The organism is Pseudonocardia broussonetiae (assembly GCF_013155125.1).
Lineage (GTDB): Bacteria > Actinomycetota > Actinomycetes > Mycobacteriales > Pseudonocardiaceae > Pseudonocardia > Pseudonocardia broussonetiae.
Map to the genome: position 1 here is coordinate 410,564 of NZ_CP053564.1, position 21,087 is coordinate 431,650.

The 21,087-nt window shown below is 75.1% G+C and carries 22 protein-coding genes; 9 read left to right on the top strand and 13 right to left on the bottom strand.

Annotated elements, in window-relative coordinates; all coding sequences use genetic code 11:
• Positions 1 to 53: 53 nt before the first annotated feature.
• Complete coding sequence (locus tag HOP40_RS02010; RefSeq protein WP_172154137.1) at positions 54 to 1,016, top strand: glycosyltransferase; 963 nt, start codon at positions 54 to 56, stop codon at positions 1,014 to 1,016.
• 2 nt (positions 1,017 to 1,018) lie between these two features.
• Here HOP40_RS02010 and HOP40_RS02015 read toward each other — a convergent pair whose 3' ends face one another.
• Positions 1,019 to 1,480, bottom strand: coding sequence for an ATP-binding protein (locus tag HOP40_RS02015; protein ID WP_172154138.1), 462 nt, complete (start codon positions 1,478 to 1,480; stop codon positions 1,019 to 1,021).
• 127 nt (positions 1,481 to 1,607) lie between these two features.
• Between HOP40_RS02015 and HOP40_RS02020 the strand changes: the two genes are divergently transcribed.
• Complete coding sequence (locus tag HOP40_RS02020) at positions 1,608 to 2,003, top strand: hypothetical protein (RefSeq protein WP_172154139.1); 396 nt, start codon at positions 1,608 to 1,610, stop codon at positions 2,001 to 2,003.
• Positions 2,000 to 2,659, top strand: coding sequence for a DNA alkylation repair protein (locus HOP40_RS02025; protein WP_172154140.1), 660 nt, complete (start codon positions 2,000 to 2,002; stop codon positions 2,657 to 2,659). Before HOP40_RS02020 ends, HOP40_RS02025 begins: the two co-directional genes overlap by 4 nt.
• Positions 2,660 to 2,672: 13 nt before the next feature.
• On the opposite strand, the gene HOP40_RS02030 is transcribed toward HOP40_RS02025, so the two are convergent.
• Positions 2,673 to 3,809 carry a cytochrome P450 gene (locus tag HOP40_RS02030; RefSeq protein WP_172154141.1) on the bottom strand — a complete coding sequence of 379 codons (1,137 nt, stop codon included), beginning with the start codon at positions 3,807 to 3,809 and terminating at the stop codon, positions 2,673 to 2,675.
• Positions 3,810 to 4,077: 268 nt separating this feature from the next.
• Here HOP40_RS02030 and HOP40_RS02035 point away from each other — a divergent pair, with 268 nt between their 5' ends.
• Positions 4,078 to 5,028, top strand: a complete 951-nt coding sequence (locus HOP40_RS02035; protein ID WP_172154142.1) for a helix-turn-helix domain-containing protein — start codon at positions 4,078 to 4,080, stop codon at positions 5,026 to 5,028.
• A 6-nt stretch (positions 5,029 to 5,034) separates the two neighbouring features.
• Here HOP40_RS02035 and HOP40_RS02040 read toward each other — a convergent pair whose 3' ends face one another.
• Complete coding sequence (locus tag HOP40_RS02040; protein WP_172154143.1) at positions 5,035 to 5,997, bottom strand: SDR family oxidoreductase; 963 nt, start codon at positions 5,995 to 5,997, stop codon at positions 5,035 to 5,037.
• A 44-nt stretch (positions 5,998 to 6,041) separates the two neighbouring features.
• On the bottom strand, positions 6,042 to 6,707 hold the full coding sequence (locus HOP40_RS02045) for a DUF3159 domain-containing protein (protein WP_172154144.1): 666 nt from the start codon (positions 6,705 to 6,707) through the stop codon (positions 6,042 to 6,044).
• Positions 6,708 to 6,884: 177 nt separating this feature from the next.
• Here HOP40_RS02045 and HOP40_RS02050 point away from each other — a divergent pair, with 177 nt between their 5' ends.
• Complete coding sequence (locus tag HOP40_RS02050; protein WP_172154145.1) at positions 6,885 to 7,724, top strand: helix-turn-helix transcriptional regulator; 840 nt, start codon at positions 6,885 to 6,887, stop codon at positions 7,722 to 7,724.
• A gap of 11 nt (positions 7,725 to 7,735) precedes the next feature.
• On the opposite strand, the gene HOP40_RS02055 is transcribed toward HOP40_RS02050, so the two are convergent.
• Positions 7,736 to 8,533, bottom strand: coding sequence for an enoyl-CoA hydratase/isomerase family protein (locus tag HOP40_RS02055; RefSeq protein WP_205347052.1), 798 nt, complete (start codon positions 8,531 to 8,533; stop codon positions 7,736 to 7,738).
• Positions 8,523 to 10,079 (bottom strand): class I adenylate-forming enzyme family protein, encoded by a 1,557-nt coding sequence (locus tag HOP40_RS02060; protein WP_172154146.1) that lies wholly within the window; start codon positions 10,077 to 10,079, stop codon positions 8,523 to 8,525. Before HOP40_RS02060 ends, HOP40_RS02055 begins: the two co-directional genes overlap by 11 nt.
• 92 nt (positions 10,080 to 10,171) lie before the next feature.
• Here HOP40_RS02060 and HOP40_RS02065 point away from each other — a divergent pair, with 92 nt between their 5' ends.
• The gene (locus HOP40_RS02065) at positions 10,172 to 10,813 is read left to right on the top strand and encodes a TetR/AcrR family transcriptional regulator (RefSeq protein ID WP_172154147.1); all 642 of its coding nucleotides are present in this window, start codon (positions 10,172 to 10,174) and stop codon (positions 10,811 to 10,813) included.
• A gap of 13 nt (positions 10,814 to 10,826) precedes the next feature.
• On the opposite strand, the gene HOP40_RS02070 is transcribed toward HOP40_RS02065, so the two are convergent.
• Genes HOP40_RS02070 through HOP40_RS02085 form a run of 4 tightly spaced genes read right to left on the bottom strand, consistent with a single transcriptional unit; the run spans position 10,827 to position 14,822 of the window.
• A complete protein-coding gene (locus tag HOP40_RS02070) occupies positions 10,827 to 11,045 on the bottom strand; it encodes a hypothetical protein (protein WP_172154148.1) in 219 nt (72 codons plus the stop codon).
• Positions 11,042 to 11,884 (bottom strand): enoyl-CoA hydratase/isomerase family protein, encoded by an 843-nt coding sequence (locus HOP40_RS02075; RefSeq protein ID WP_172154149.1) that lies wholly within the window; start codon positions 11,882 to 11,884, stop codon positions 11,042 to 11,044. The genes HOP40_RS02070 and HOP40_RS02075 overlap by 4 nt, the downstream gene beginning before the upstream one ends.
• Positions 11,881 to 13,422, bottom strand: a complete 1,542-nt coding sequence (locus HOP40_RS02080; RefSeq protein ID WP_172154150.1) for a class I adenylate-forming enzyme family protein — start codon at positions 13,420 to 13,422, stop codon at positions 11,881 to 11,883. Before HOP40_RS02080 ends, HOP40_RS02075 begins: the two co-directional genes overlap by 4 nt.
• Positions 13,423 to 13,448: 26 nt before the next feature.
• Entirely contained in the window at positions 13,449 to 14,822 is a 1,374-nt protein-coding gene (locus tag HOP40_RS02085; RefSeq protein WP_172154151.1) for an MFS transporter, read from the bottom strand.
• 160 nt (positions 14,823 to 14,982) lie between these two features.
• On the opposite strand from HOP40_RS02085, the gene HOP40_RS02090 reads away from it, so the two are divergent.
• The 3 genes from HOP40_RS02090 (at position 14,983) to HOP40_RS02100 (ending at position 17,431) form a co-directional block, all read left to right on the top strand.
• Entirely contained in the window at positions 14,983 to 15,399 is a 417-nt protein-coding gene (locus HOP40_RS02090) for a Zn-ribbon domain-containing OB-fold protein (protein ID WP_172154152.1), read from the top strand.
• On the top strand, positions 15,392 to 16,522 hold the full coding sequence (locus HOP40_RS02095) for a thiolase C-terminal domain-containing protein (protein ID WP_172154153.1): 1,131 nt from the start codon (positions 15,392 to 15,394) through the stop codon (positions 16,520 to 16,522). Before HOP40_RS02090 ends, HOP40_RS02095 begins: the two co-directional genes overlap by 8 nt.
• Positions 16,523 to 16,825: 303 nt before the next feature.
• A complete protein-coding gene (locus HOP40_RS02100) occupies positions 16,826 to 17,431 on the top strand; it encodes an HtaA domain-containing protein (protein WP_172154154.1) in 606 nt (201 codons plus the stop codon).
• 30 nt (positions 17,432 to 17,461) lie between these two features.
• On the opposite strand, the gene HOP40_RS02105 is transcribed toward HOP40_RS02100, so the two are convergent.
• From HOP40_RS02105 to HOP40_RS02115, 3 genes are read right to left on the bottom strand one after another with little or no spacing between them, the layout of a single operon-like run.
• Entirely contained in the window at positions 17,462 to 18,121 is a 660-nt protein-coding gene (locus HOP40_RS02105) for a response regulator (RefSeq protein WP_172154155.1), read from the bottom strand.
• On the bottom strand, positions 18,118 to 19,266 hold the full coding sequence (locus HOP40_RS02110) for a GAF domain-containing sensor histidine kinase (RefSeq protein ID WP_172154156.1): 1,149 nt from the start codon (positions 19,264 to 19,266) through the stop codon (positions 18,118 to 18,120). The genes HOP40_RS02105 and HOP40_RS02110 overlap by 4 nt, the downstream gene beginning before the upstream one ends.
• Complete coding sequence (locus HOP40_RS02115) at positions 19,251 to 21,059, bottom strand: molybdopterin molybdotransferase MoeA (protein ID WP_172154157.1); 1,809 nt, start codon at positions 21,057 to 21,059, stop codon at positions 19,251 to 19,253. The genes HOP40_RS02110 and HOP40_RS02115 overlap by 16 nt, the downstream gene beginning before the upstream one ends.
• Between the last annotated feature and the right edge of the window lie 28 nt (positions 21,060 to 21,087).

The window sequence follows — 21,087 nt, forward strand, 5'->3', positions numbered from 1 at the left end:
CGCTAACCTCCGCCGAACTGCGCGCTTGCCGACCGCTGTCTAGCGTCGGCGACGTGAGCTCACGAGTGCGCATCGTCTACCGGTCGGCGGAGTCGGAGAACACCAAGCCCCGCCCTCCGTACTACAGCAAGACGCTCGCCCTGGTCTCCCTGCTCCGCGCGGTGGAGCCGCTGGGCGACGACGCCGAGATCGTCTTCGTCAACGACGGCGACGTCCCGGCCGACCGGCTCGCGCTCATGGAGGCCCACGGCACCGTGCGGCGGATCGAGGGCGGCAGCAACCGCGCGACCTTCCGCGCCGTCGTCGCCCACGAGGCCGCGCTCGCCGGCGACCCCGACGACCTCGTCTGGTTCGCCGAGGACGACTACCTCTACTCCCCCGACGCCCTGACGTCCCTGCGCGCGGCGGCCGACGCCTTCCCCGACACCGCGTACTTCGCGATGTACGGCTCGGGCTCGCTCGACCTCGACGCCTCCGGCGCGCACGCCGTCCGGCGCGACCTGCCCGGCACCGACGGCCTGCCCGACGCCCCGCGCCACGGTGCCGCCGCCTGGTTCCGCGCCCACTCGACCACCAGCACGTTCGGCGTCCGCCGCTCCGCCCTGCGCCAGGACGCCACGCTGCTGCGGCGCATGCCCTACACCGGCGGCGCCTGGGACCGGGCCACCTGCCTGGCGCTGCAGGGCTTCCGCCCCTTCACCGCGGCCGACCTGCTGCCCGACGCCGACGGCGGCGCGCTGCGCGGCGCGGTCCGCGGGGTCGTCCGGGCCGCCGTCGGCGCCCTCGTGCGGCGTCCCTCGCGGCACCGCGTGCTGCTGGGCTCCGACCCGGAGCTGGTGTGGCACATGGAGGTCCACGACTACGACGAGCGCGGCCGCCCGAGCACCGCGACCTCCGCCGTCGACTGGACGGCGGTGGCCGTCGACACGATGTTCTGGGCAGCCGACCGCGGCATCCCGGTCCCCACCGGCACGGCGGTGGCCACCGGGCACCGCGGCTCCGGCAGCGCCGCCTGACGTCAGGCCGCGCCACCGCCCGCGCACGCGAGGACCCGGCGCAGGGTGACCGTGGTGCCGCCGAGCGCCCGGGTCACCTCGCACCGGTCGACGAGGGCCCGCATCATCTGCAGTCCGCGCCCGCGACCGCCCGGGTCGGGCGAGGGTTCCTTCCAGCGGCCGGTGTCGACGATGACGAACTCGATCCCGAACTCGCCCGTGCACCCCTCGCGCGCGGCGGCCGGCAGACCGGGCGGTGCCACCTGGCCCAGCACGCTCACCGACCCGCGGTGGTGCTCGTCGTGGGAGTAGGCGTGGTCCACGGTGTTCGCGACGGCCTCGCTGACGGCGTAGAGCAGGTCCTCGCCGGTGTCGCAGAGCGCCGGGTGCCCGCACACCCCGCACAACCAGTCCGACACTGCGCGGCGCACGCGCGACGGCGCCTGTGATCCGGCGGGGATCACCAAGTCGAGGGTCTCGGCCACGGAGGAGCAGTACCCGTACCCGACCGCCGCCCAACCACTCCCTCGACCGGCGGAACGTCCCCGTCGCCCAGCGGCGCAGGAGGAGTACCGGGGTGCGGCGTGCGCGGGACCCGGCACACTCCGGGGCGTGCACGCACCGCTGACCGGTCCACGCCGCTGGGCGGGCACCGCCGCCCTGGCGGTGCTCACCGCCGCGAGCTGGTTCCTCTGGACGGGCTGGGCGGTCGTGGTCCCCGGCGGGCTCCGGTTCGCCGCGTGGCAGGTGACCGCGACGGTGGTCTCCGCCGTCGCCCTGGCCGTGCTCGCGCCGCGGTGGCTCCCGGGGCGGGTGGTCGCGGTCGTCATGCCGCTGTCGTTCAGCGCGGCCTGGGCCCTCACCGCCCGCGCCACCGACGACTCGGGCCTCTGGGCGGTCGGCGCGGTCCTGGTGCTGCTCGGTACGGTCGCCGCCGCGGCCGTGCTGGTGCCGCTGGGGGTGGCGCTGCGACCCCGTTCCCGCGCGACGGACCGGAGGTCCGCATGACCGTCACCGAGGTGCTCGCCGAGCTCGCCGCGCTCGAGGACCCGCGGGTCCGTGCGGTGAACGAGCGGCACGGCGACGACCACGGCGTGAACCTCGGGAAGCTGCGGGCGGTCGCCAAGCGGCTGAAGACCCAGCAGGACCTCGCGCGCGAGCTGTGGGCGACCGACGACACCGCCGCGATGCTGCTGGCCCTGCTGATCTGCCGGCCGAAGGCGTTCGGGCGCGACGAGCTCGACGCGATGCTGCGCGCGGCCCGCACGCCCAAGGTCCACGACTGGCTCGTCAACTACGTGGTGAAGAAGAACCCGCACGCCGAGGAGCTGCGCGTCGCCTGGTCGGCCGACCCGGACCCCGTCGTCGCGAGCGCGGGTTGGGCCCTGACCACCGAGCGGGTGGCGAAGAAGCCGGACGGCCTCGACCTCCCCGGCCTGCTCGACGTCGTCGAGGCGCAGATGAAGGACGCCCCCGACCGCCTGCAGTGGGCGATGAACCACTGCCTCGCCCAGATCGGGATCGAGCACCCGGCGCACCGGGAGCGGGCGATCGCGATCGGGGAGCGCCTGCGGGTGCTCGAGGACTACCCGACACCCCCGAACTGCACCTCCCCCTACGCGCCGGTGTGGATCGCGGAGGTGGTGCGGCGCCAGAACGCCTGAGGGTCGCGGGCGCTCAGGCGGCGCGCTCCCCGAACCGGACGGGCAGGCTCTGCCAGCCGCGGGCCACCTTGTTGGCGACGCGCCGCACACCGGGACCCGCGGGGGCGATCCCGGGGAAGCGCTCCAGCAGCCGGGTGAAGATGATCTCGCCCTCCAGCCGGGCGAGCGGGGCGCCGATGCAGTGGTGGTGGCCGGGCAGGAACGTCAGGTGCCGGTTCGGGCTGCGCGCCGGGTCGAAGGCACCCGGGTCGGCGAACACGCGCGGGTCGCGGTTGGCCGAGGCGATCACCAGCCACAGCTGGCCGCCCGCCGGGATGTCGACGCCGCCCAGCGTCACGTCCCGGGTGGTCTTGCGGGCGTCGAGGTGCAGCGGCGGGTCCATCCGCAGCATCTCCTCGACGACCGCCGGGATCCGCGACGGGTTGCGGACGACCGCCTCGTGCACCTCGGGGTGCTCGAACAGGTGCGCCAGCCCGTTGCCGAGCAGGTTGACGGTGGTGTCGTTGCCCGCGGTGAGCAGCAGGGCGAGCGAGCTCAGCAGCTCGTCGTCGGGCAGCGGCCGACCGGCGTCGTCGACGGCGAGGGCCAGGGCGGAGGTCAGGTCGTCGCGCGGTGAGCGCCTGCGGTCGGCGATCACGCCGCGCAGGTAGTCGACCATCTCGGCGGCGGTGTGGATCGCGGCCGTGCGCTCGTCGCCCTGGATGCCGGGGTCGAACGTCGCGGCGAACGCCATCGACCAGCGCCGGAACTCGGCCTGGTCCGCCTCGGGCACGCCGAGGATGTCGGCGACGATCGCCACCGGCACCGCGCCGGCGAAGTCGGCCATGAACTCGGCTTCCTGCCCGGGCGCGAACCGGTCGAGCAGCGAGGCGACCCGCGCCTCCACGATCGGCCGCCACCGCCTGCTCGCGTGTCCGGTGAAGGCCGGGACCATCGCCGTGCGCATCCGGGTGTGGGCGGGCGGGTCGTGGAACATGAACTGCTGCGCGCTGATCCGCACGAACTCCGCCTGCACCGGGTCGGCGGGATCGTGGATCCCGGGCGCGGCGTCCCAGAAGTAGTCGGAGCTGTAGGTCGCGTTGTCCTTCCCGATCGCGGCCACGTCCTCGTGGCGCAGCACGAACCAGCCGAGCGGGGGCAGGTGGTGCACCCCGCCGCCGGTCTCGCGCAGCTCGTCGTAGAGGGGGGAACGGGTCGGGCTCGTCGCCCATCACCCGCAGCAGCAGGTCGTGCACCGGCATCCGTCACTCCTCCGTGTCGGTCGACGGGAGCGACGGTAGGCAGCGCGCCGCGCCCCGGTCCGGGCCTGCGCGCACGGCGTCCGGACGGACGCGCACGGGCTGGTCGCCGGGCTCCCGGCGTGATTACGCTCGGGCACCATCACCCGTCGGACACCCCGATCCGGATCAGGACCCGCCATGGCGAACGCGCACGGGTACGGCGTCGAGACCTTCTGCACGAGCGGGGTCCCCGCCGCGGACCGGCTGGACATGTGGAGCGACACCGTCACCGCGTTCCAGGGCGCGCTGCAGTACGACTACCCGTTCCCCGAGCGGTTCCAGGGTGCGGCGACGCGCCAGCGCACCGGCCGGTTCCAGCTGGTCACCTGGCGCATCAGCCAGCCGCAGACGCTGCGGCGCACACCGCGCCAGGTCCGCGGCGGCGGCGACGGGCAGTACCGGCTGGTGCTGCCGCTGGGCGCCGCAGCCGGGATGCGGATCGACGGGCTCGACCACGTCCTCGGCCCCGCGGAGTGCCTGCTGATCGGCCCGGACACCCCCTACGAGCTGGTGCTGCCCCAGGGGAGTCGCGGCGTCGTCGTCTCGGTGGACCGCCTCGACGTCGACCGGCGCATCGCCCGCCGGACCCGCTTCCACCGGCGCCTGCCGCTCGTCGGCGGGGTGGGCGGGGTGCTCGCCAGCGTCCTCGACGCCCTGGTCCGGGAGCGCGGTGCGCTCAGCGCCCCGGCGTTCGACGCGGTCTGCGCCCAGGCCACCGGGCTGGCCTGCCTGCTCGCGCTCGACGATCCCGCTCCCGCTGTCGACGACCTCGACGAGCGGGTGCGCCGGTTCGTGCGCGAGCACGCCCACGACCCGGAGCTGACCGGCGACCGCATCGCCCGGCACGTCGGCTGGTCGCTGCGGCACGTCCAGGCGGTGCTCCGCGCGGCCGGCACGACACCGAGCGACCTGATCCGCGAGACCCGCCTCGACCTCGCGCGGACCCACCTCGGCGGACCCGGGCGGCGCACGATCGCCGCCGTCGCGCGGCTGAGCGGCTTCAGCACCGTCGACGCGTTCGAGCGGTCGTTCCGGCGGCGCTTCGGCACGACGCCCAGCGCCTACCGCGCGGCCGGCGGCGATCGCTGAGGCGCGTCACGCGGTGGGCCGGACCGCCCCCGGCGTCGGGAACCGCACCGCCGTCAGCTCCTGCGAGACCTCCCAGACCCGCGCGGCCTCCTCGGTGCTGGTCAGGGTCCCGTACAGCGACTGCTCGGCGGGCGGGCCGCCGAGGTTGCCGAACCCGCTGGGCCCGTAGAACAGGCCGCCGCGCGCAGCCGGGTCCGTCGCGGCCAAGAGCGCGGGCAGCAAGGCGGTCTCGACCGTGCCCAGCAGGATCCCCCGCCGCGACAGCCAGCGGATGACCCGGATCTGCGGGGTGTCCCCGTCGCGGCCGAGCTCGGGGCGGGCGCTGAGCAGGCTCGTCGGCGCGACCCCGGGGTGGGAGGCGTTGCTGGTGATGCCCCAGCCACCGGCGCGGCTGCGGCGGTCGAGCTCGAGGGCGAAGAGCCCGAACGCGATCTTCGACTGGCTGTAGGCGCGACGGCCGTCGTAGGAGCGCTCCCAGTCCAGGTCGTCCCAGTGGATCTCCCCCGACCGGGCCGCGATGCTGAGCTGCGACGTCACCCGCGCCCGGCCGGCGCGCAGCAGGGGCAGCAGGTGGGCGACGAGGGCGACGTGGCCGAGGTGGTTGGTGCCGAACTGCAGCTCGAACCCGTCCGCGGTGCTCTGCCGGTCGGGCGGGGTCATGACGCCGGCGTTGTTGACGAGGACGTGGATCGGCCTGCCCTCCTCGACCAGGGTGGCGCCCAGGGCCGCGACGGACTCCAGCGACGACAGGTCGAGGTCGCGCAGCGACACGTTCGCGCCGGGGACCTGACGGCGGATCTCCGCGACCGCCGCCTCCCCCTTGCGGCGGTTGCGGACGGGCATGAGGACCTCGGCCCCGGCGGCGGCGAGCCTGCGGGCGAGGCCGAGGCCGAAGCCGTCGCTGGCGCCGGTGACGACGGCGAGCGAACCGGAGAGGTCGGGGACGGTGATGTCGATCGTGCGTGGCATGGCGGTGCTCCTGTGTGGTCGACGTGCGAGGGATGGGTGGGGGGTCAGGCGGCCGCGGCCGGCCGCGTCCGGCGGACGGCGCGGCGGGCCGCGACGACGGTGGAGGCGGCCACGGCGAAGGGCACCGGGATCACGGCGACCTCGACGACGGCCAGGACCGCGAGCTGGTCGGCGAGGTAGAGCGCCGCGCGGACGACGGCGTTGACGAGCGCGATGGCGGCCGCGACGAGCGAGGTGACCGTGTACACGCGCCGCAGCGGGGCGTGCCGGCGCCAGTCGCGCGGCCCGCCCGCCAGCCGGTTGAGCGCGACGCCCGTCAGCGGGCGCCCGACGAGCACCGAGCCGAGGAAGACCAGCGTCCACGCCACGGGGAGCAGGGTGGGGACGAGGAAGAAGGCCCGGGCCTCCCCGACGAGGGCCGCGACCAGCGCGCAGACCCCGGCGACGACGAGGCCGACCACCGCTCCCCGCACGGACTCCCGGCGCGCGAGGTGCACCCCGAACGCCGCGGGCGCGGCCACGCCGAGGGCGACGAACGCCCAGCCCAGGCCGCCGAGGCTGTTGCCGGCGACGAACGCGACGGTGGGGGCGGCGGCGACGGCGATCCCGACCCAGCCCCCGGCGCTCGCCAGGGCCTGACGGGCGACGCTCGACGGCTCGTCGTCGGTCGGGGGCTGCCGGGCGGGTGAGGTGGTCGGCTGGTTCGTCACGTGGTGCTCCTCCGGTGCGGCTCGGGGTGTGCCACCGAGACTCGCGCCTCGCCGGGCAGGCAGCCACGGCCTGCCGATCCCCCTCTCCCGCTCCCCGAAGGGGGGATCGACGATCCGTGGCTGCGCGGGCGATCCGGCGGTAGGAACGGGGGAGCACCGACGAGAGGGCGGCACACGATGATCGACCGGGCAGGGCTGGCGGGGTTCCTCCGGCGACGGCGGGAGGCGGTGCAGCCCGAGGACGTCGGTCTGCCGCGGGGGCAGCGCCGCCGGACCAGCGGGCTGCGGCGCGAGGAGGTGGCGGCGCTGTGCCACATGTCGGCCGACTACTACTCGCGGCTCGAACGGGAGCGCGGCCCGCAGCCGTCGCCGCAGATGATCGCCTCGATCGCCCAGGGACTGCACCTGTCCCTCGACGAGCGCGACCACCTGTTCCGCCTCGCCGGCCACAACCCGCCCGCCCGCGGCACGGTCAGCGAGCACATCAGCCCCGGCCTGCTGCGCATCCTCGACCGGCTCGACGACACGCCCGCCGAGGTCGTCACCGAGCTGGGCGAGACGCTGCGGCAGAGCCCGCTGGGCGTCGCCCTGACCGGTGACACCACGCGCTTCACGGGCCCGGCGCGCAGCATCGGCTACCGCTGGTTCACCGACCCCGCCAGCCGCCGGATCTACGCCCCCGAGGACCACCCGCTCCTGTCCCGGATGTTCGCCTCGGGCCTGCGGCGGGTCGTCACCCTGCGCGGCCCAGGCTCCCGGGCGGCCCACCTCGCCGACCTGCTCGTCGGGCAGAGCGAGGAGTTCCGCACGGCCTGGGACGAGCACGAGATCGGTGTCCGCCCCGGCGGGTCCAAGCGCTTCGACCACCCCGAGCTCGGCCGCCTCGAGCTGCACTGCCAGACCCTGCTCGACCCGGAGCAGTCGCACACCCTGCTCGTCTACACCGCCGCCGCGGGCAGCGAGAGCTACGACAAGCTGCAGCTGCTGTCGGTCATCGGGGCGCAGGCGCTGTCCTGACGCCCGACGGCTCACGCCCGCCCGAAGTCCGGCTGCCGCTTCCCGGCGAACGCCGCCCACCCCTCCGCCGCGCCGCCCGCGGCGACGTGCCGTGCGCTCACCCGGGACTCGTGGGCCAGGGCCTCGTCGAGGGTGAGGTCGGCCTGCGCGTCGACCAGCAGCTTCATCGCGCGCAGCCCGTCCGGGCTCCGGCCGGCGAGCAGCGCGGTGAGGCGGGCCGTGGCGTCGGCCAGCCCGTCGTCGGGGACGACCTCGTTGACCAGCCCCCACCGCTGCATCTGCTCGGCCGGCACCGACTCGGCGGTGTACATCAGCCACTTCGCAGGCCCGACCCCGATCCGGCGGGGCAACCGGACCGATCCGCCGCCGCCGGGAACGAGGCCGTAGCGCGCGTGGGCGTCGCCGAAGCGGGCGGACGCCGTGGCCAGGACCAGGTCGCAGCACAGGACGAGCTCGAGGCCGCCCGCGACGGCCCAGCCGTGGACGGCGGCCACCACCGGCACGGGCAGCCGCTCGACGCGGCGGAGCACGGCGCTGATCGCGTCGAAGTACCGCGCGGCCCCGCCCGGCTCGGCGGACTCGGCGGCCGTCGCCGCGGAGAGGTCGCCCCCGGCGCAGAACGCCCGCCCGCTGCCCCGGACGACCACGCACCGCACCGCGTCGTCGGCCTCGACGTCGGCGCAGGCGCGGTCGAGCGCCGCGACCAGGTCGGGGCTGAGGCTGTTGAGCGCGGCCGGCCGGGACAGGACCAGCTCGACGACACCGGCCCGCCGCACGACCTCGAGCACTCCCCCGGCCTCAGATCGCACGCGCGCGCCCCTCCCAGTACTGCTCGCGGACGACCCGCTTGAGCACCTTCCCCGCCGCGCTGCGCGGCAGGGCCTCCACGATCCGCACCGCCTTGGGCGCCTTGACCCCGCCCAGCTCCTCGCGCAGCGCGGCCCGCAGCTCGTCGACGTCGAGCTCCGCGCCGTCCTTCAGCTCGACGAACGCGGTCACCGCCTCGCCCCACTTGTCGTCGGGCAGGCCGACCACGGCGCAGTCGCGCACCGCGGGGTGCCGCCAGATCGCCTGCTCGACCTCGGCGGGGTACACGTTGAAGCCGCCGGAGATGATCATGTCCTTCTTCCGGTCGACGAGGTAGACGAAGCCGTCCTCGTCCCGCTCGCCGACGTCGCCCGTGTGGAACCAGCCGTGCGCGAGCACCCGGGCCTCCTCGTCCGGGTCGTCGACGTACCCCGCCATCACGGTGCCGCTCCGGCAGACGATCTCGCCGCGCTGCCCGGGGCCGAGCAGCCGGGCGTCGTCGTCCATGATCCCGATCTCGGTGAACGGCCCCGGCCGGCCGCAGCTGAGCAGCCGGCGCGCGAGCCGGGGGTCGGCCAGCGCCTCCGCGTGGTCGCGCGGGAGCAGGAACGCGAGGACGACCGGGGCCTCGGTGAGCCCGTAGGTCTGCGCCAGTACGGGACCGAACACGTCCATGGCCTCGCGGAGCTTCTCGACCGACATCGGGGCGCCGCCGTAGATCATGTAGCGGAGCGAGGAGTAGTCGAAGTCGCCGATCCGCGGGTGCGCGAGCAGCGTGTAGACCAGCGTGGGCGGCAGGAACAGCGTGGTCACGCGCTCCCGGTCGATCGCCTCCAGGATCTGCAGCGGGTCGGGCGCCGGGAGGGTGACCAGCGTGCCGCCCTGGGAGAGCAGGGTCGTCGCGAAGTAGCCGGCCGCGTGCGTCAGCGGCGCCGCGGCGAGCGTGACCGGCGGGACGTCGTAGTGCATGAGGCTCTGGTAGTTCGCGACCATCGCCTCGAAGCCCCGGTTGGTGTGCCGCACCCCCTTCGGCCGTCCGGTGGTGCCGCTGGTGCTCGGGAGGAGGACGACGTCGTCCGGCCCGCTCGGGCAGTCGACCGGCGGCCCGTCCGGCGGGAGCCAGGCCGCGAGGTCGGGGACGCCGGGGACGACGGCGGGACCGTCGATCTGCACCGCGGTGCGGAGCCCGGCGACCTCGGCGACCGCCCGCGCGGCGTCCGGGGCCACCGCGGAGTGGAAGAACAGGTGCCGGGCGCCCAGCCGCTCGAGGACCGCGAGGTTCTCGGCGACGCCGTTGCGGACGTTGACCGGGATCCACGGGTGCCCGCCGCGCGCCGCGCCGAACTGGCACGCGACGCCCATCGGGTCGTTCGGCGTCCAGATCGCGACCGGCTCACCCGGGCCGACGCCCTCGCGCCGCAGTCCGCGGGCGATCCGGTGGGTCAGTGCGACGAGCTCGCGGTAGGTCCAGCGGCGTGGCCCCGCCCGCAGTGCGTCGCGGGTGCCGTAGAGCTCGGCACCGCGGTCGAGGAAGTCGATGTAGCGCATCGGGTTTCCTTTCTCGTTCCGGTCCACCGGTGGGTCGAGCCCGGGCCGGTGTCACGGCGTCCGTATCCTCGGTCGGGTCGGGAGGAGCGGGGATGGCGAAGGCGGGATCGGCGGAGCGCGGCGCCGACGCGGCGCCCGGCGCCCGGCGCCGCAAGCAGCACGCCCGCCGGCAGGAGGTCCTCGACACCGCCGCCCGGATGTTCTTCGAGCGCGGGTACGAGGCCACCACGACGCAGGACATCGGGGCGGCGCTCGGGCTGCTCAAGGGCAGCGTCTACTACTACATCTCCAGCAAGCAGGACCTGCTGTTCGAGCTCGTCCAGCAGTACCACGACGACACCCGCGAGCACTTCGAGCCGATCCTGGCCTCGGACGCGCCGCCGGTCGACAAGCTGCGCGAGCTGATCATGGTCGACACCGCGCACACCGCCCGGAACCTCGAGCGCTCCACGCTCTTCTACACCGAGTGGCGCTCGCTGCCGCAGGAGCGCCGGAGCGTGATCGTGGCCGAGCGCGCCCGGCACGAGAGCGCCGTCCAGGAGTGGATCGTGGCGGCCCAGGCCGCGGGCGCCATCCGGCCCGAGGTCGACGCGAAGATCGCCTCGTTCGCGATCTTCGGCATGGTCAACTCGGTGTACCGCTGGTTCACCCCGGACGGCCGCAAGTCGGCCGAGGAGATCGGCCGGGACTTCAGCGACCTCGTGCTCGGCGGCCTGCTGACGGCTGCGGACTGACTCCCCCGCCCGTTCACGCACGGCGCAGCCCCCGCTCGTCCAGGAACCCGCCGCACCGGCGCCACGCGTCATCGTGCCCGGGATGGGTCGGCAGCTGCAGGGAGGCGTGCGGCGCGGAGTCCACGTACCCGTCGTGGTGCCCGAGCAGCTCCCTGAGGTCCTCGCCGGGCGGGACCCGCAGGTGGGTCTGCCACGCGAGCAGGTCGGGCGGGACGCCGTGCACCGCGGTCACGTCCCCGTGAACGACGGGGACCGCTTCTCCGCGAAGGCCGCGAGGCCCTCCTGGGCGTCGTTGCTGGTGAGGCAGTACCGGCTGGCGGTCTCACGCTCCAGCCGCAGGCCCGCGGTGACCGCGGTGCCCTCCCAGTACGCGGCGTTCAGGGTGCGCTTGGCGTGCGCCACGGCCAGCGGCGAGCGGGCCGCGATGCCGCGGGCGATCCCGATCCCGGCCGCGCGCAGGTCGGCGTCCGGCACGACCCGGCTGACCAGCCCCCACTCGAGCGCCTCGGTCGCCGGCAGCAGCCGGCCCGTGAAGACCAGCTCCCGGGCCCGGGCCGGGCCGACCGCGCGGGGCAGCAGGGTGAGCGACCCGCCCCCGCCCATCTGGCCGTAGGGCAGGTGGGCGTCACCGATCCGCGCCGACTCCGCCGCGATCGCGAAGTCGCACCCGAGCAGCAGCTCGATCCCGCCCGCGACGGCGACGCCGTTGACCAGCGCGATCACCGGCGTTCCGGCGGCGCCGATCTCGCCGAGCAGCGCGTGCAGGTCGCCGAGGAAGGCCGGGAACCCGACGGGGTCGCGCTGCAGGGAGCGGTACTTCTTCATGTCCCCGCCCGCGGAGAACGCCCGGCCGGCGCCGGTCAGCGCGATCGCCCGCACCCGCGGGTCGGCGTCGAGGGTCACCAGCGCCGCCCGCAACGCCCGGATCGCGTCGTGGTCGAGCGGGTTGAGCTCGGCGGGGCGGTCCAGGGTGAGGACGGCGAGCTCGGCGTCGTCGGGGACGTCGAACGGCGGCCCCGACCCGTTCACCGCCGGCCCCGCGAGGCCGATCCTGTCGGTCCGCACGCTCATGCGCCGCTCACCCGTCCCTCGTGCCCCGCCCAGTGGGGTTCGCGCAGGACCCGGCGCTGCACCTTGCCGGTCGGCGAGACCGGGAGCGGCTCCGTGGTCAGCCGGACCCGTCCCGGCTTCTGGTGCCTCCCGAGCGTGGTGGCGACCAGCTCGGCCACCTCGTCCTCGGTCACCGCGGCCCCGGCCTCGACGACGCACACCGCCATCGGGGTCTCGCCCCACTTCGGGTCCGGGATGCCGAACACCGCGACCTCGCGGACGTGCGGGTGCCCGGCGATGATCGTCTCGAGCTCGGCGGGCCAGATGTTGAAGCCCCCGGAGACGATCATGTCGTCGGCCCGGTCGAGCAGGTAGAGGTAGCCGTTGGCGTCGAGGCGGCCGATGTCGCCCGTGCGGACCCAGCCGTCGACGAGGCGGTCGGCCGTCCGCTCCGGGTCACCCCAGTAGCCGCGCATCTGCGCCTCGACCTGCGTCCAGATCTCGCCGACGTCGCCGGGGCAGAGGACGGCCCCGTCCACGTCGCGGACCTCCAGCCGGCAGAACGGCAGCACCCGGCCCGCCGAGCGCATCGGGATCGATCCCGGCACGTCGGCGAACCACTCCTGCGGCGTCAGGAACGTCAGCGGCGTGGCCTCGGTCTGGCCGAAGACCTGGTACAGGACGTCCCCGAAGATGCGGCGCCCCGCCTCGATCGTGCGGTCGGTGATCGGCGAGCCGCCGACGAGCAGGCCCTGCAGCGCCGAGAAGTCCCGGCCGGCGGTGGCGGACGGCTCGGCGGCGACACCGGCCAGCATCGTCGGCGCGAGGAAGAGGTGGGTCACCCGGTGGGCCTCGGTGAGGTCGAGGGCGCTCGCCGCCGAGTAGGGGCCGTAGAGGACGTTGGTCGCGCCGGCCAGCCAGGCCGGCAGGAACAGGTAGCCGGCGGCGTGCGAGATCGGCGCCGCGTGCCCGACCACGGAGTCCCAGCTCAGGGCGGGCAGCCGGTAGTACCAGTTGCGGCAGTTCACCAGCCAGTCGTGCTGGGTGTACCCGACGCCCTTGGGCCGCCCCGTGGTGCCCGACGAGTGCCGGATGACGTACCAGTCGTCCGGGCCCACCTCGACGTGCGGGTCCTGCGGCGACTGCTCCGCCAGCCAGCCCTCCCAGCCGGCGTCCCGGACGAGCACGGTGCGCAGCGAGGGCACGTCGTCCTCGAGCCCCTTCATCGCGTCGGCGTAGGGCTCCTCGGCGACGACGAGCACGCTCTCCGTCTGCGCCATCATCACCGCGTGCGCGTCCCGCGAGCTGCGGGGGTAGAGCGGCACGCGCACCGCGCCGGCGATGGCGGCGCCCAGGAACAGGTCGGCGGCGCCGAGCGTGTTGTCCTCCACGGCGGCGACCCGGTCGCCGGGGCGCACCCCGGCGGCGATCAGGCCGTTCGCCACCCGCACCCCGCGTTCCCACGCCTGGCCGAAGGTCAACGAGCGCTCGCCCGCCACCAGGGCGGTCCGGTCGCGGTGGAACCGCACGGACTGGCGCATCAAGCTCGGTACGTCCATCGTCGTGCCTCCTCGTCGTCGGTCGGTCATCCGGTCTTCAGCGGCTTGCCCGCCATCTCGGGGATCGAGAGGACGGCGGGGATCGCGATGAGCGCGACGGCCATGATGTAGAAGGCGCCCACCACGGCACTGCCGCTCGCGTCCCCGAGCCAGGTCAGGAGGTAGGGCGCCGACCCGCCGAACACGGCGATGGCCAGGTTGTAGGTGATGCCGTGCCCGGTGACCCGCACGCTGGTGGAGAACAGCTCGATGATGGCCGGGTTGGTCACCGCCGTGAACGCGCCGGCCCCGATCCCCATGACCACCAGCCCGGCCACCATCGGCCCCATCGCGCCGGAGGTGATCAGCAGGAACGCCGGCCAGGACAGCACCAGCAACCACACTCCCGAGGCGAGCAGGACTGGGCGGCGGCCGATCCGGTCGGACAGCCGCGCGGCGACCAGCTCGGCACCCAGCATCGTGACGATCGCGAGCACCGTCGGCATGAACGCCATCGCGCCCTTCAGCCCCAGCGTCCGCACCGTGAAGCTCGGCAGGTAGCCGACCAGCATGAAGAAGGAGGCGGCGTTGAGCGAGGTGATCAGCACGGACTGGGAGAGCAGGCGCCACTGCCGCCGGCCCGACAGGGCGGCCGCGATCGGGTTGCGCCGCCGGCCCTGCCGGCGCTTGAGCTCCAGGAAGTACGGCGTCTCGTCGAGGCGCCGGCGGATGTAGACCGCCACCACGCCCAGCGGCAGGGCCAGCAGGAAGGGGATCCGCCAGCCCCACTCCACCATCGCCTCCGGCGACAGCGTCAGGAGCAGCGCGGCGGGCACCACCGTCCCGAGCAGGGTCCCCAGCGTGGCGCCGACGACGATGAGCGAGACGTAGAAGCCGCGCCGGGCCGCCGGCGCCTGCTCGGCGATGAACGAGACCGCTCCGGAGACCTCGCCCCCGCAGGAGAAGCCCTGCAGGAAGCGGAGGACCACGAGCAGGACCGGTGCCGCGACCCCGATCACGGCGTAGCCCGGGAGCAGGCCCATCAGCAGCGTCGACCCGGACATGAGCAGGATCGTCAGGGCCAGGGTGCGCTTGCGGCCGATCCGGTCCCCGAGCGGTCCCCAGAAGAAGCCGCCGAGCGGTCGGGCGAAGAACGCCAGGGCGAACACCGCCAGTGACGACAGCAGGGCGACCGTGGGATCGGCGATGGGGAAGAACACCGCGGCCATGGTCGTGGCCAGCACGCCGTAGGCCGAGAACTCGTAGAACTCGACCACCGAGCCGATCACGGCTCCGACCACGGTGCGCCGGAAGGCGCGGTCGGCGGCGGGATCCGGGGCTGCGGTTCCCGGGGCGACGGGTGCGGGCTGGTGTCCCGGTTCCTCGAGGAGGAGCTCCGGGTGCGCATCGTGCTGGGTCATCGCGGCTCCTCCGCGTCGGGGGACGGGCGGTAGGCCTAGAATTCCACCCACCGTTTGAATAGGCGGACCATACGAGGGTGGTCCTCGTCACGTCAAGGGGTTGCGCGGACCGGAGGATACGACCATATTCAAACCACCGGTGGAACAAATGGAGGCTCCGATGCTCGACACGCCGACGACGGCGCCGGGCCCGCCCGGTGCGGGCACCGACGACGACAGCGCCCCGTTCTGGGCCGCACTGCGCGAGGAGCGCGTGGAGCTGCAGCGGTGCACCGACTGCGCGCGGCTGCGGTTCCCGCCGATGGGCCGCTGCCCGTGGTGCGCGAGCGCCGGGCAGGTCCGGGAGGACGTCGACGCCCGCGGGTCGGTCTACTCCTGGATCGTCGTCCACCGCGCGTTCCGGCCGGAGTTCGCGGCGGACGTCCCGTACGTCGTCGCGACGGTCGACCTCGACGCCGGACCGCGCGTCGCCGTGCGCCTCGACCGGCCCGACGGCGTCGACTTCGGTGCGCGCGTCGCCCCGGTCTTCCACGACCACGGGGCGTGGACCGAGCTGCGGATGGTGCTCGGTGCGTGAGGCGGCGGTGGCCGGCGTCGGCTACACGGGGTTCAGCCGGGCCTCGGGGCGCCCGGTCCTGGACCTGGCCGCCGAGGCGGCGATCGCGGCCTGCGAGGACGCCGGCCTGCCGGTGCGCGAGGTCGACGGCATCGCGAGCCACATGGTCGGGTCCGACTCGGAGAACGCCCAGGCCCTCGCCACCGCCCTGGCCCTGCCGGGGCTGCGCGTCGTCCTCGACCTCAACCAGGCCGGCCACGCGCCGTGCAACCTGCTCGCGCACGCGGCGGCGGCGGTCTCCGCCGGGCTCGCCGAGCACATCGTGATCTTCCGCGCCCTGAACGGGCGCTCCGGCCCGAAGGTCGGGTCCGCGCGCTTCCCCGGCCGCGGCGGCCAGTTCCGCTACCCCATCGGCTACGACGCCTACCCCATGTACATCGCGATGTGGGCGCGCCGCCACCTGCACGAGACCGGGCAGGACGTCCGCGACCTCGCGGCCGTGGCCGTCGCCCACCGCGCCTACGCCGTCCGCAACGAGCGGGCCGTCCGCCGCACCCCGCTGGACCTCGACGGCTACTTCGCCTCCCCGCTCGTCGCCGATCCCTTCCGGGTCGCCGACTGCACGCCCGAGGTCGACGGGGCGTGCGCGCTGCTCGTGACCGGCCTCGACCGGGCGCGCGACCTGCGCCGCCCGCCCGCGCGCATCGCCGCCGCGGCGTACCGGGCCGGACCCCGGCCCGGCCTCGACATCGGCGACCACGTCCTGACCGACGACTACACCCGCAACTTCACCGACCTGCTCCGCGACGAGCTCTTCGGGCGCGCCGGCGTGACCCCGGCCGACGTCGACGTCGCCTGCCTCTACGACTGCTTCACCAGCGCGGTCCTCATGAGCCTCGAGGGGCTCGGGCTGTGCGAGCGCGGCGCCGCAGGCGACCTCGTCCGCTCCGGGCGGCTGCCGGTCAACCCGCACGGCGGGCTGCTCGGCGAGGGCTACCTGCACGGGATGAACACCCTCGCCGAGGCCGTCCTGCAGGTCCAGGGGCGCAGCGGCGACCGCCAGGCCGCCCGGCACGACGTCGCCGTCGTGACCTCCGGAGCACTCATGGACGGCTCCGCGGCCGTCCTCACGACCGACCGCTAGGAGTACCCCTGACCGACCTCGTCGCGTGCACCGGCCCGGTGCACGTCACCGAGCGCGTCCGCCGCCACCCGTTCCCGATCCTGGTCGACGTCCGGGAGTGCCTGGCGGGCTCCGAGACCTGCGAGTCCCTCGCCGACCGGGACGATCTCGTCACCTGACCGGGGTCCCACGTACTACGGCGCCAGGGGCCTCCACGGATGCAGGACGTGACCGATTCGGCGTCGACGCGCACCCCCGCCGACCTCGCGATTCACTCGTACGTGGCCGACCGACGAGGGCCGACCACCACGAGAGGACATCCCGATGCGCATCCGACAGGTCCTGACCACCGCCGCCACCGTGGCCGCCATCAGCCTCGGCAGCCTGGCCGCCGCGACCCCCGCCATCGCCGCACCGGCCGCACCGACGCACGCCCGCCACGACGACTCCGCCGTCTCCCTGCACGGCGGGCGCACCACCCTGCGCCTCGACGCCGGCACGGCCGGTGTGCTGGCCGACAACGGCGTGAGCGTCACCGCCCGGGAGGAGGCCCGCGGCGAGGGCACCCGGTTCTCCTTCCCGATCGTCGGCGGATCGGTCGTGCCGTCCACCGCGGCCGGGGAGATCGAGCACGTCGGCGGGCTGACGTTCACCGCGGGCGACGTGACGCTGGGCGTCGAGGACTTCGTGATCGACACCGTGCAGGGCGTACTGACGGCGCGGGTCAGCGGCACCGACACGCGCGTGCCGCTGCTCGACCTCGACGCGAGCGGCGCGAGCATCCGCGCCGGTGACGACCGCCTGACCGTCCGCGGCGTGCGGGCCACGCTGACCGACGAGGCCGCGGCCGCGCTGAACTCGACGTTCGGCGTCGACCTGTTCGCCGGGGGCCTGCCGATCGGCACGGCCACCGTCCGCGCCCGCGTCTGAGCCCGCTCCCGCCGTCCGTCGTGCCGCCGGTCAGATCATCTGCAGCTGCCGGGCGAACACGATCGCCTGCACGCGGGTGTGGGCACCGAGCTTGGTCATCAGGGCCTGCGTGTAGGTGCGGATGGTGTTCAGGCTCAGGTCCAGCTCGGCGGCGATGTCGCGGGTGGTCAGACCGGCGGCCATGAGGCGCAGGACCTCGACCTCGCGCGGGCGGAGCGCGGGGACGCTCGTCCCGTCCGGCGCCAGGATCCCGCTCGCCGCCTCGAGCGCGCGGGCGATCCCGGCGTCGATGACCGTCTTCCCGTCCCGCACGTCCAGGAGGGCCCGGGTGAGGTCGAGGTCGAGCGTCCCCTTGAGCAGGACCCCGGCCGCACCCGCCTCCAGGCAGCGCCGCAGGTTCTCGGTGTCGTCGAACGCGGTGAGCACGACGACCTTGGAACGCGGGGTGTCGGTGCCGAGCCGGCGGCAGACCTCGGCGCCGTTCATGTCACCGAGGCGGACGTCGAGCAGGACCAGGTCCGGCCGCTGCTCGGCGGCGACGGCGAGGGCCTCCCTGCCCGAGTGGCAGGCGGCGACCACCCTGAACACGTCCCCCGCCGCGGCGAGCACGCGGTCGATGCCGTGGGCGACGAGCGGGTGGTCGTCCGCGATCAGGACGGTGCTCGTCCTCGGCACCGCGGCGCCGCTCACGCGCGGTCCACGAGAGGCAGGGTGACGCGGAGGCTCGTGCCGCCGTCGTCGTTGCGGTGGAGCCGCAGCACCCCGCCCGCGCCGGTGACCCGCTGCAGCAGGCCGGGTACGCCCAGCCCTGCTCCGCGGCCCGGGACCGGGTGGAGGTCGAAGTCCTCGGGCAGCCCCTTCCCGTCGTCCTCGATCGCGAGGGTGAGCTGGTGGGACTGATAGGCCAGGGACACGAGGATCGCGCCGGCGGCGGCGTGCTTCTCGACGTTGTGCAGGCCTTCCCGCAGGGCGGAGACGAGCACGCTCTCGAGCTCCGGGCCGGCGCGCACCGGGCTGCCCAGCGTGACGACCTCGGCGGTGGTGCCGGTCCGGGCCGAGAAGGTCGCGACGTCCCGGCGCAGGGTGACCGGGAGGGCGTCGTCCCCGGGCAGCAGGCTGTGCATGGCCTCGCGCAGGTAGGTCGAGGCCTCGGCGGCCGCGGTCTCGATCGAGCGGGCGGCCTCCGTGGCGGTCTGCGGGTCGGCGGCGGCGCACTGCTGGATCTCCTTGGCGGACAGGGAGATCCGGAAGAGCAGCTGACCCGCGGTGTCGTGCAGCTGCTGGGCGATCCGCTGCCGCTCCTCCTCCACGGCGAGCTGCCCCGCGCGGTCCGCGCGGACGGCCGTGACCAGCAGCGGGGCCAGGGACGCGCCGAACTCGTTCATGAGCAGGGTGGTGCGCGGCGAGACGCGGCGCCCGCGCATGCCCGCGTAGAACACCCCGAGCCAGTTGTCGTTGAAAGTGAGCGGCACCGCCGCCAGACCGCGGACGCCCTCACCGATCACCGCCTCGACGAGGTCGTCGAGGTGCTCGGCGTCGGCGGCGCAGTTGCCGGTGGTGCACGGCATCGACCGCTCCAGGGCCCGCCAGCCGAGCCCGGTGTCCCTCGGGAGCCGGATGCCGGACAGGTCCGCGCACGTCCCCTCGCCGGCCCCGACGACGAGGGTGTCGGCGCCGTCGTAGAGGGCGATGGCCACCACGTCGGCCCCGACCAGGTCGAACATCCGCCGGCAGGCCTTGGTGACCAGCGACGGGACGTCCGAGAGCCCGGAGAGGCCGCGCGTGGCGACGACGAGCCGCCGGACGTCGTCGATCGACTTCACCGTGTAGCACATCGTGACCCTCCATCGAGCGGATCGCCGGGGATGCCGTGGTGCGCTGCGGGCACGTGCCGCGCGGGAGCGTCGTCGGCGGGCGCGTACCAGGTCTCCCGCCCGCTGCTGCGGCACGAGCACCCCGGGACGTCCCGCAGCCGGCGGCGGAACGGCATGGAGCGCAGCGTGCTGCGGAGCTCGACGACCGGTGCGCTGTCGAACGCCGCCGCCGGGACGACCAGCGTGTGGACCCCGTCGCCGGACCGCGCGATCTCCAGGACGGTGATCGGCCCGAGGCGTCCCGCCAGGGACTCCGCGGCCGCGTCGTGGGCCGCGCCGAGCGGGAGGATCGTCACCGCGGTGTGGCAGAGCCCCGCGGCGAGGGCGTCGAGCGCCGCACCGGCCGTCAGCTCACTGCGGTGCAGCAGGCAGGCGGGTGCGCCTGCCCGGTGCACCTCGACGAGGGCGTCGACGACCGCGGAGGCGGCACCCGCGACGATCGTGGTGCCGGCGGCGAACGCCGCCCCGGGAACGGGCACGATCTCGACCTCCGCCCCGGCCGGGAGGCCGCCGACACCGACCGGGACCCGCAGGAGGGCCTCGGCGCGGGTCAGCGTGGACAGGGCGCCCGCGCCGCGCGGCAGGGGGACGGCGACCAGGCGTTCGGCCGCGGTCACCGCGTCCGTGACGGTGGCCAGCCGGACGCGCACGTACTCGTCGAGCCGCGCCGGGGACCCGACCGCGACCGCCAGCCGGGCCGCGACCGGGCGGGTCCCCACGGACTCCACCCCGAGCACGCGCCGGACCAGCGGCGCGACGAACCCGTCGAAGGCCCGCTCGGCGGAAGCGGGGTACCCCGGGACACCGACGACCGGGACCGGTGGCGACGCGGGCCGGTGACCGTCCGCCTCGGGAGCCTCGCCGCCGAGGACGCCGAGCACCACGGGATGACCGGGGCGCACGGCGACGCCCTGCACGGCGACCCGGCCGAGCCGGGCGATCACCGAGCCCGTGTGGTCGTCGCGTCCGGCGCTCGACCCCGCCAGGACCAGCACGACGTCGGCCGCGTGCGCGGCCCCGGCGATCGCGGCCGCCAGCTCGTCCGGGACGTCGGGGACCACGGGGAGCACCCACGACTCGCAGCCGGCCTCCGCGAGCAGGCCCTCCAGCACGAGCGAGTTCGTGTCCAGGATCTCCCCGGGCAGCAGCGAGCTGCCGAGCGGACGGATCTCGTCCCCGGTCGGCACGATCGCGACCCGCGGGCGGCGCCGGACCGCGATGCCGACGTGACCGGCCGCGGCGACCGCGGCGACGTCGACCGGGCGGATGCGGTGGCCGGCCGGGAGCACGACGGCTCCGGCCTCCATGTCCTCCCCGACCGGTCGGACGTGCCGCGCGGTGGGGCGCTCGACGATCTCCACCGACCCGTCGGGCCGGGAGGTCACGATCTCGCGCACGACGACGCGGTCGGCCGTCGCGGGCAGCGCGTCGCCCGTGTCCACCCAGGCGTGCGCCTCCGGGCCGAGGACCTGGGGGAAGGTGGACGAGAGGTCGCGGTCCGCGACCGCGATGCCGTCCATCGCGGCCGCCCGGTACGCGGGGACCGACCAGCGGGCGGTGACCGGCCCCGCGGTCACCCGGTCCCGGGCGTGGCGCACCTCAACGGTCTCGACGACGGGGTCCGGACTCCAGCCCGCCCGCGAGCAGACCCGCATCCAGGACCGGAAGGCCTCGGCCACCGGATCGGCCCGCACGGCGTCCGGTGCGGTCGCGACGGTGCAGCCGGCACCCCGGGGGGTCGACGTCGCGGTCACCGGCGTCCTCCGTCGGGCGGATCGGGGG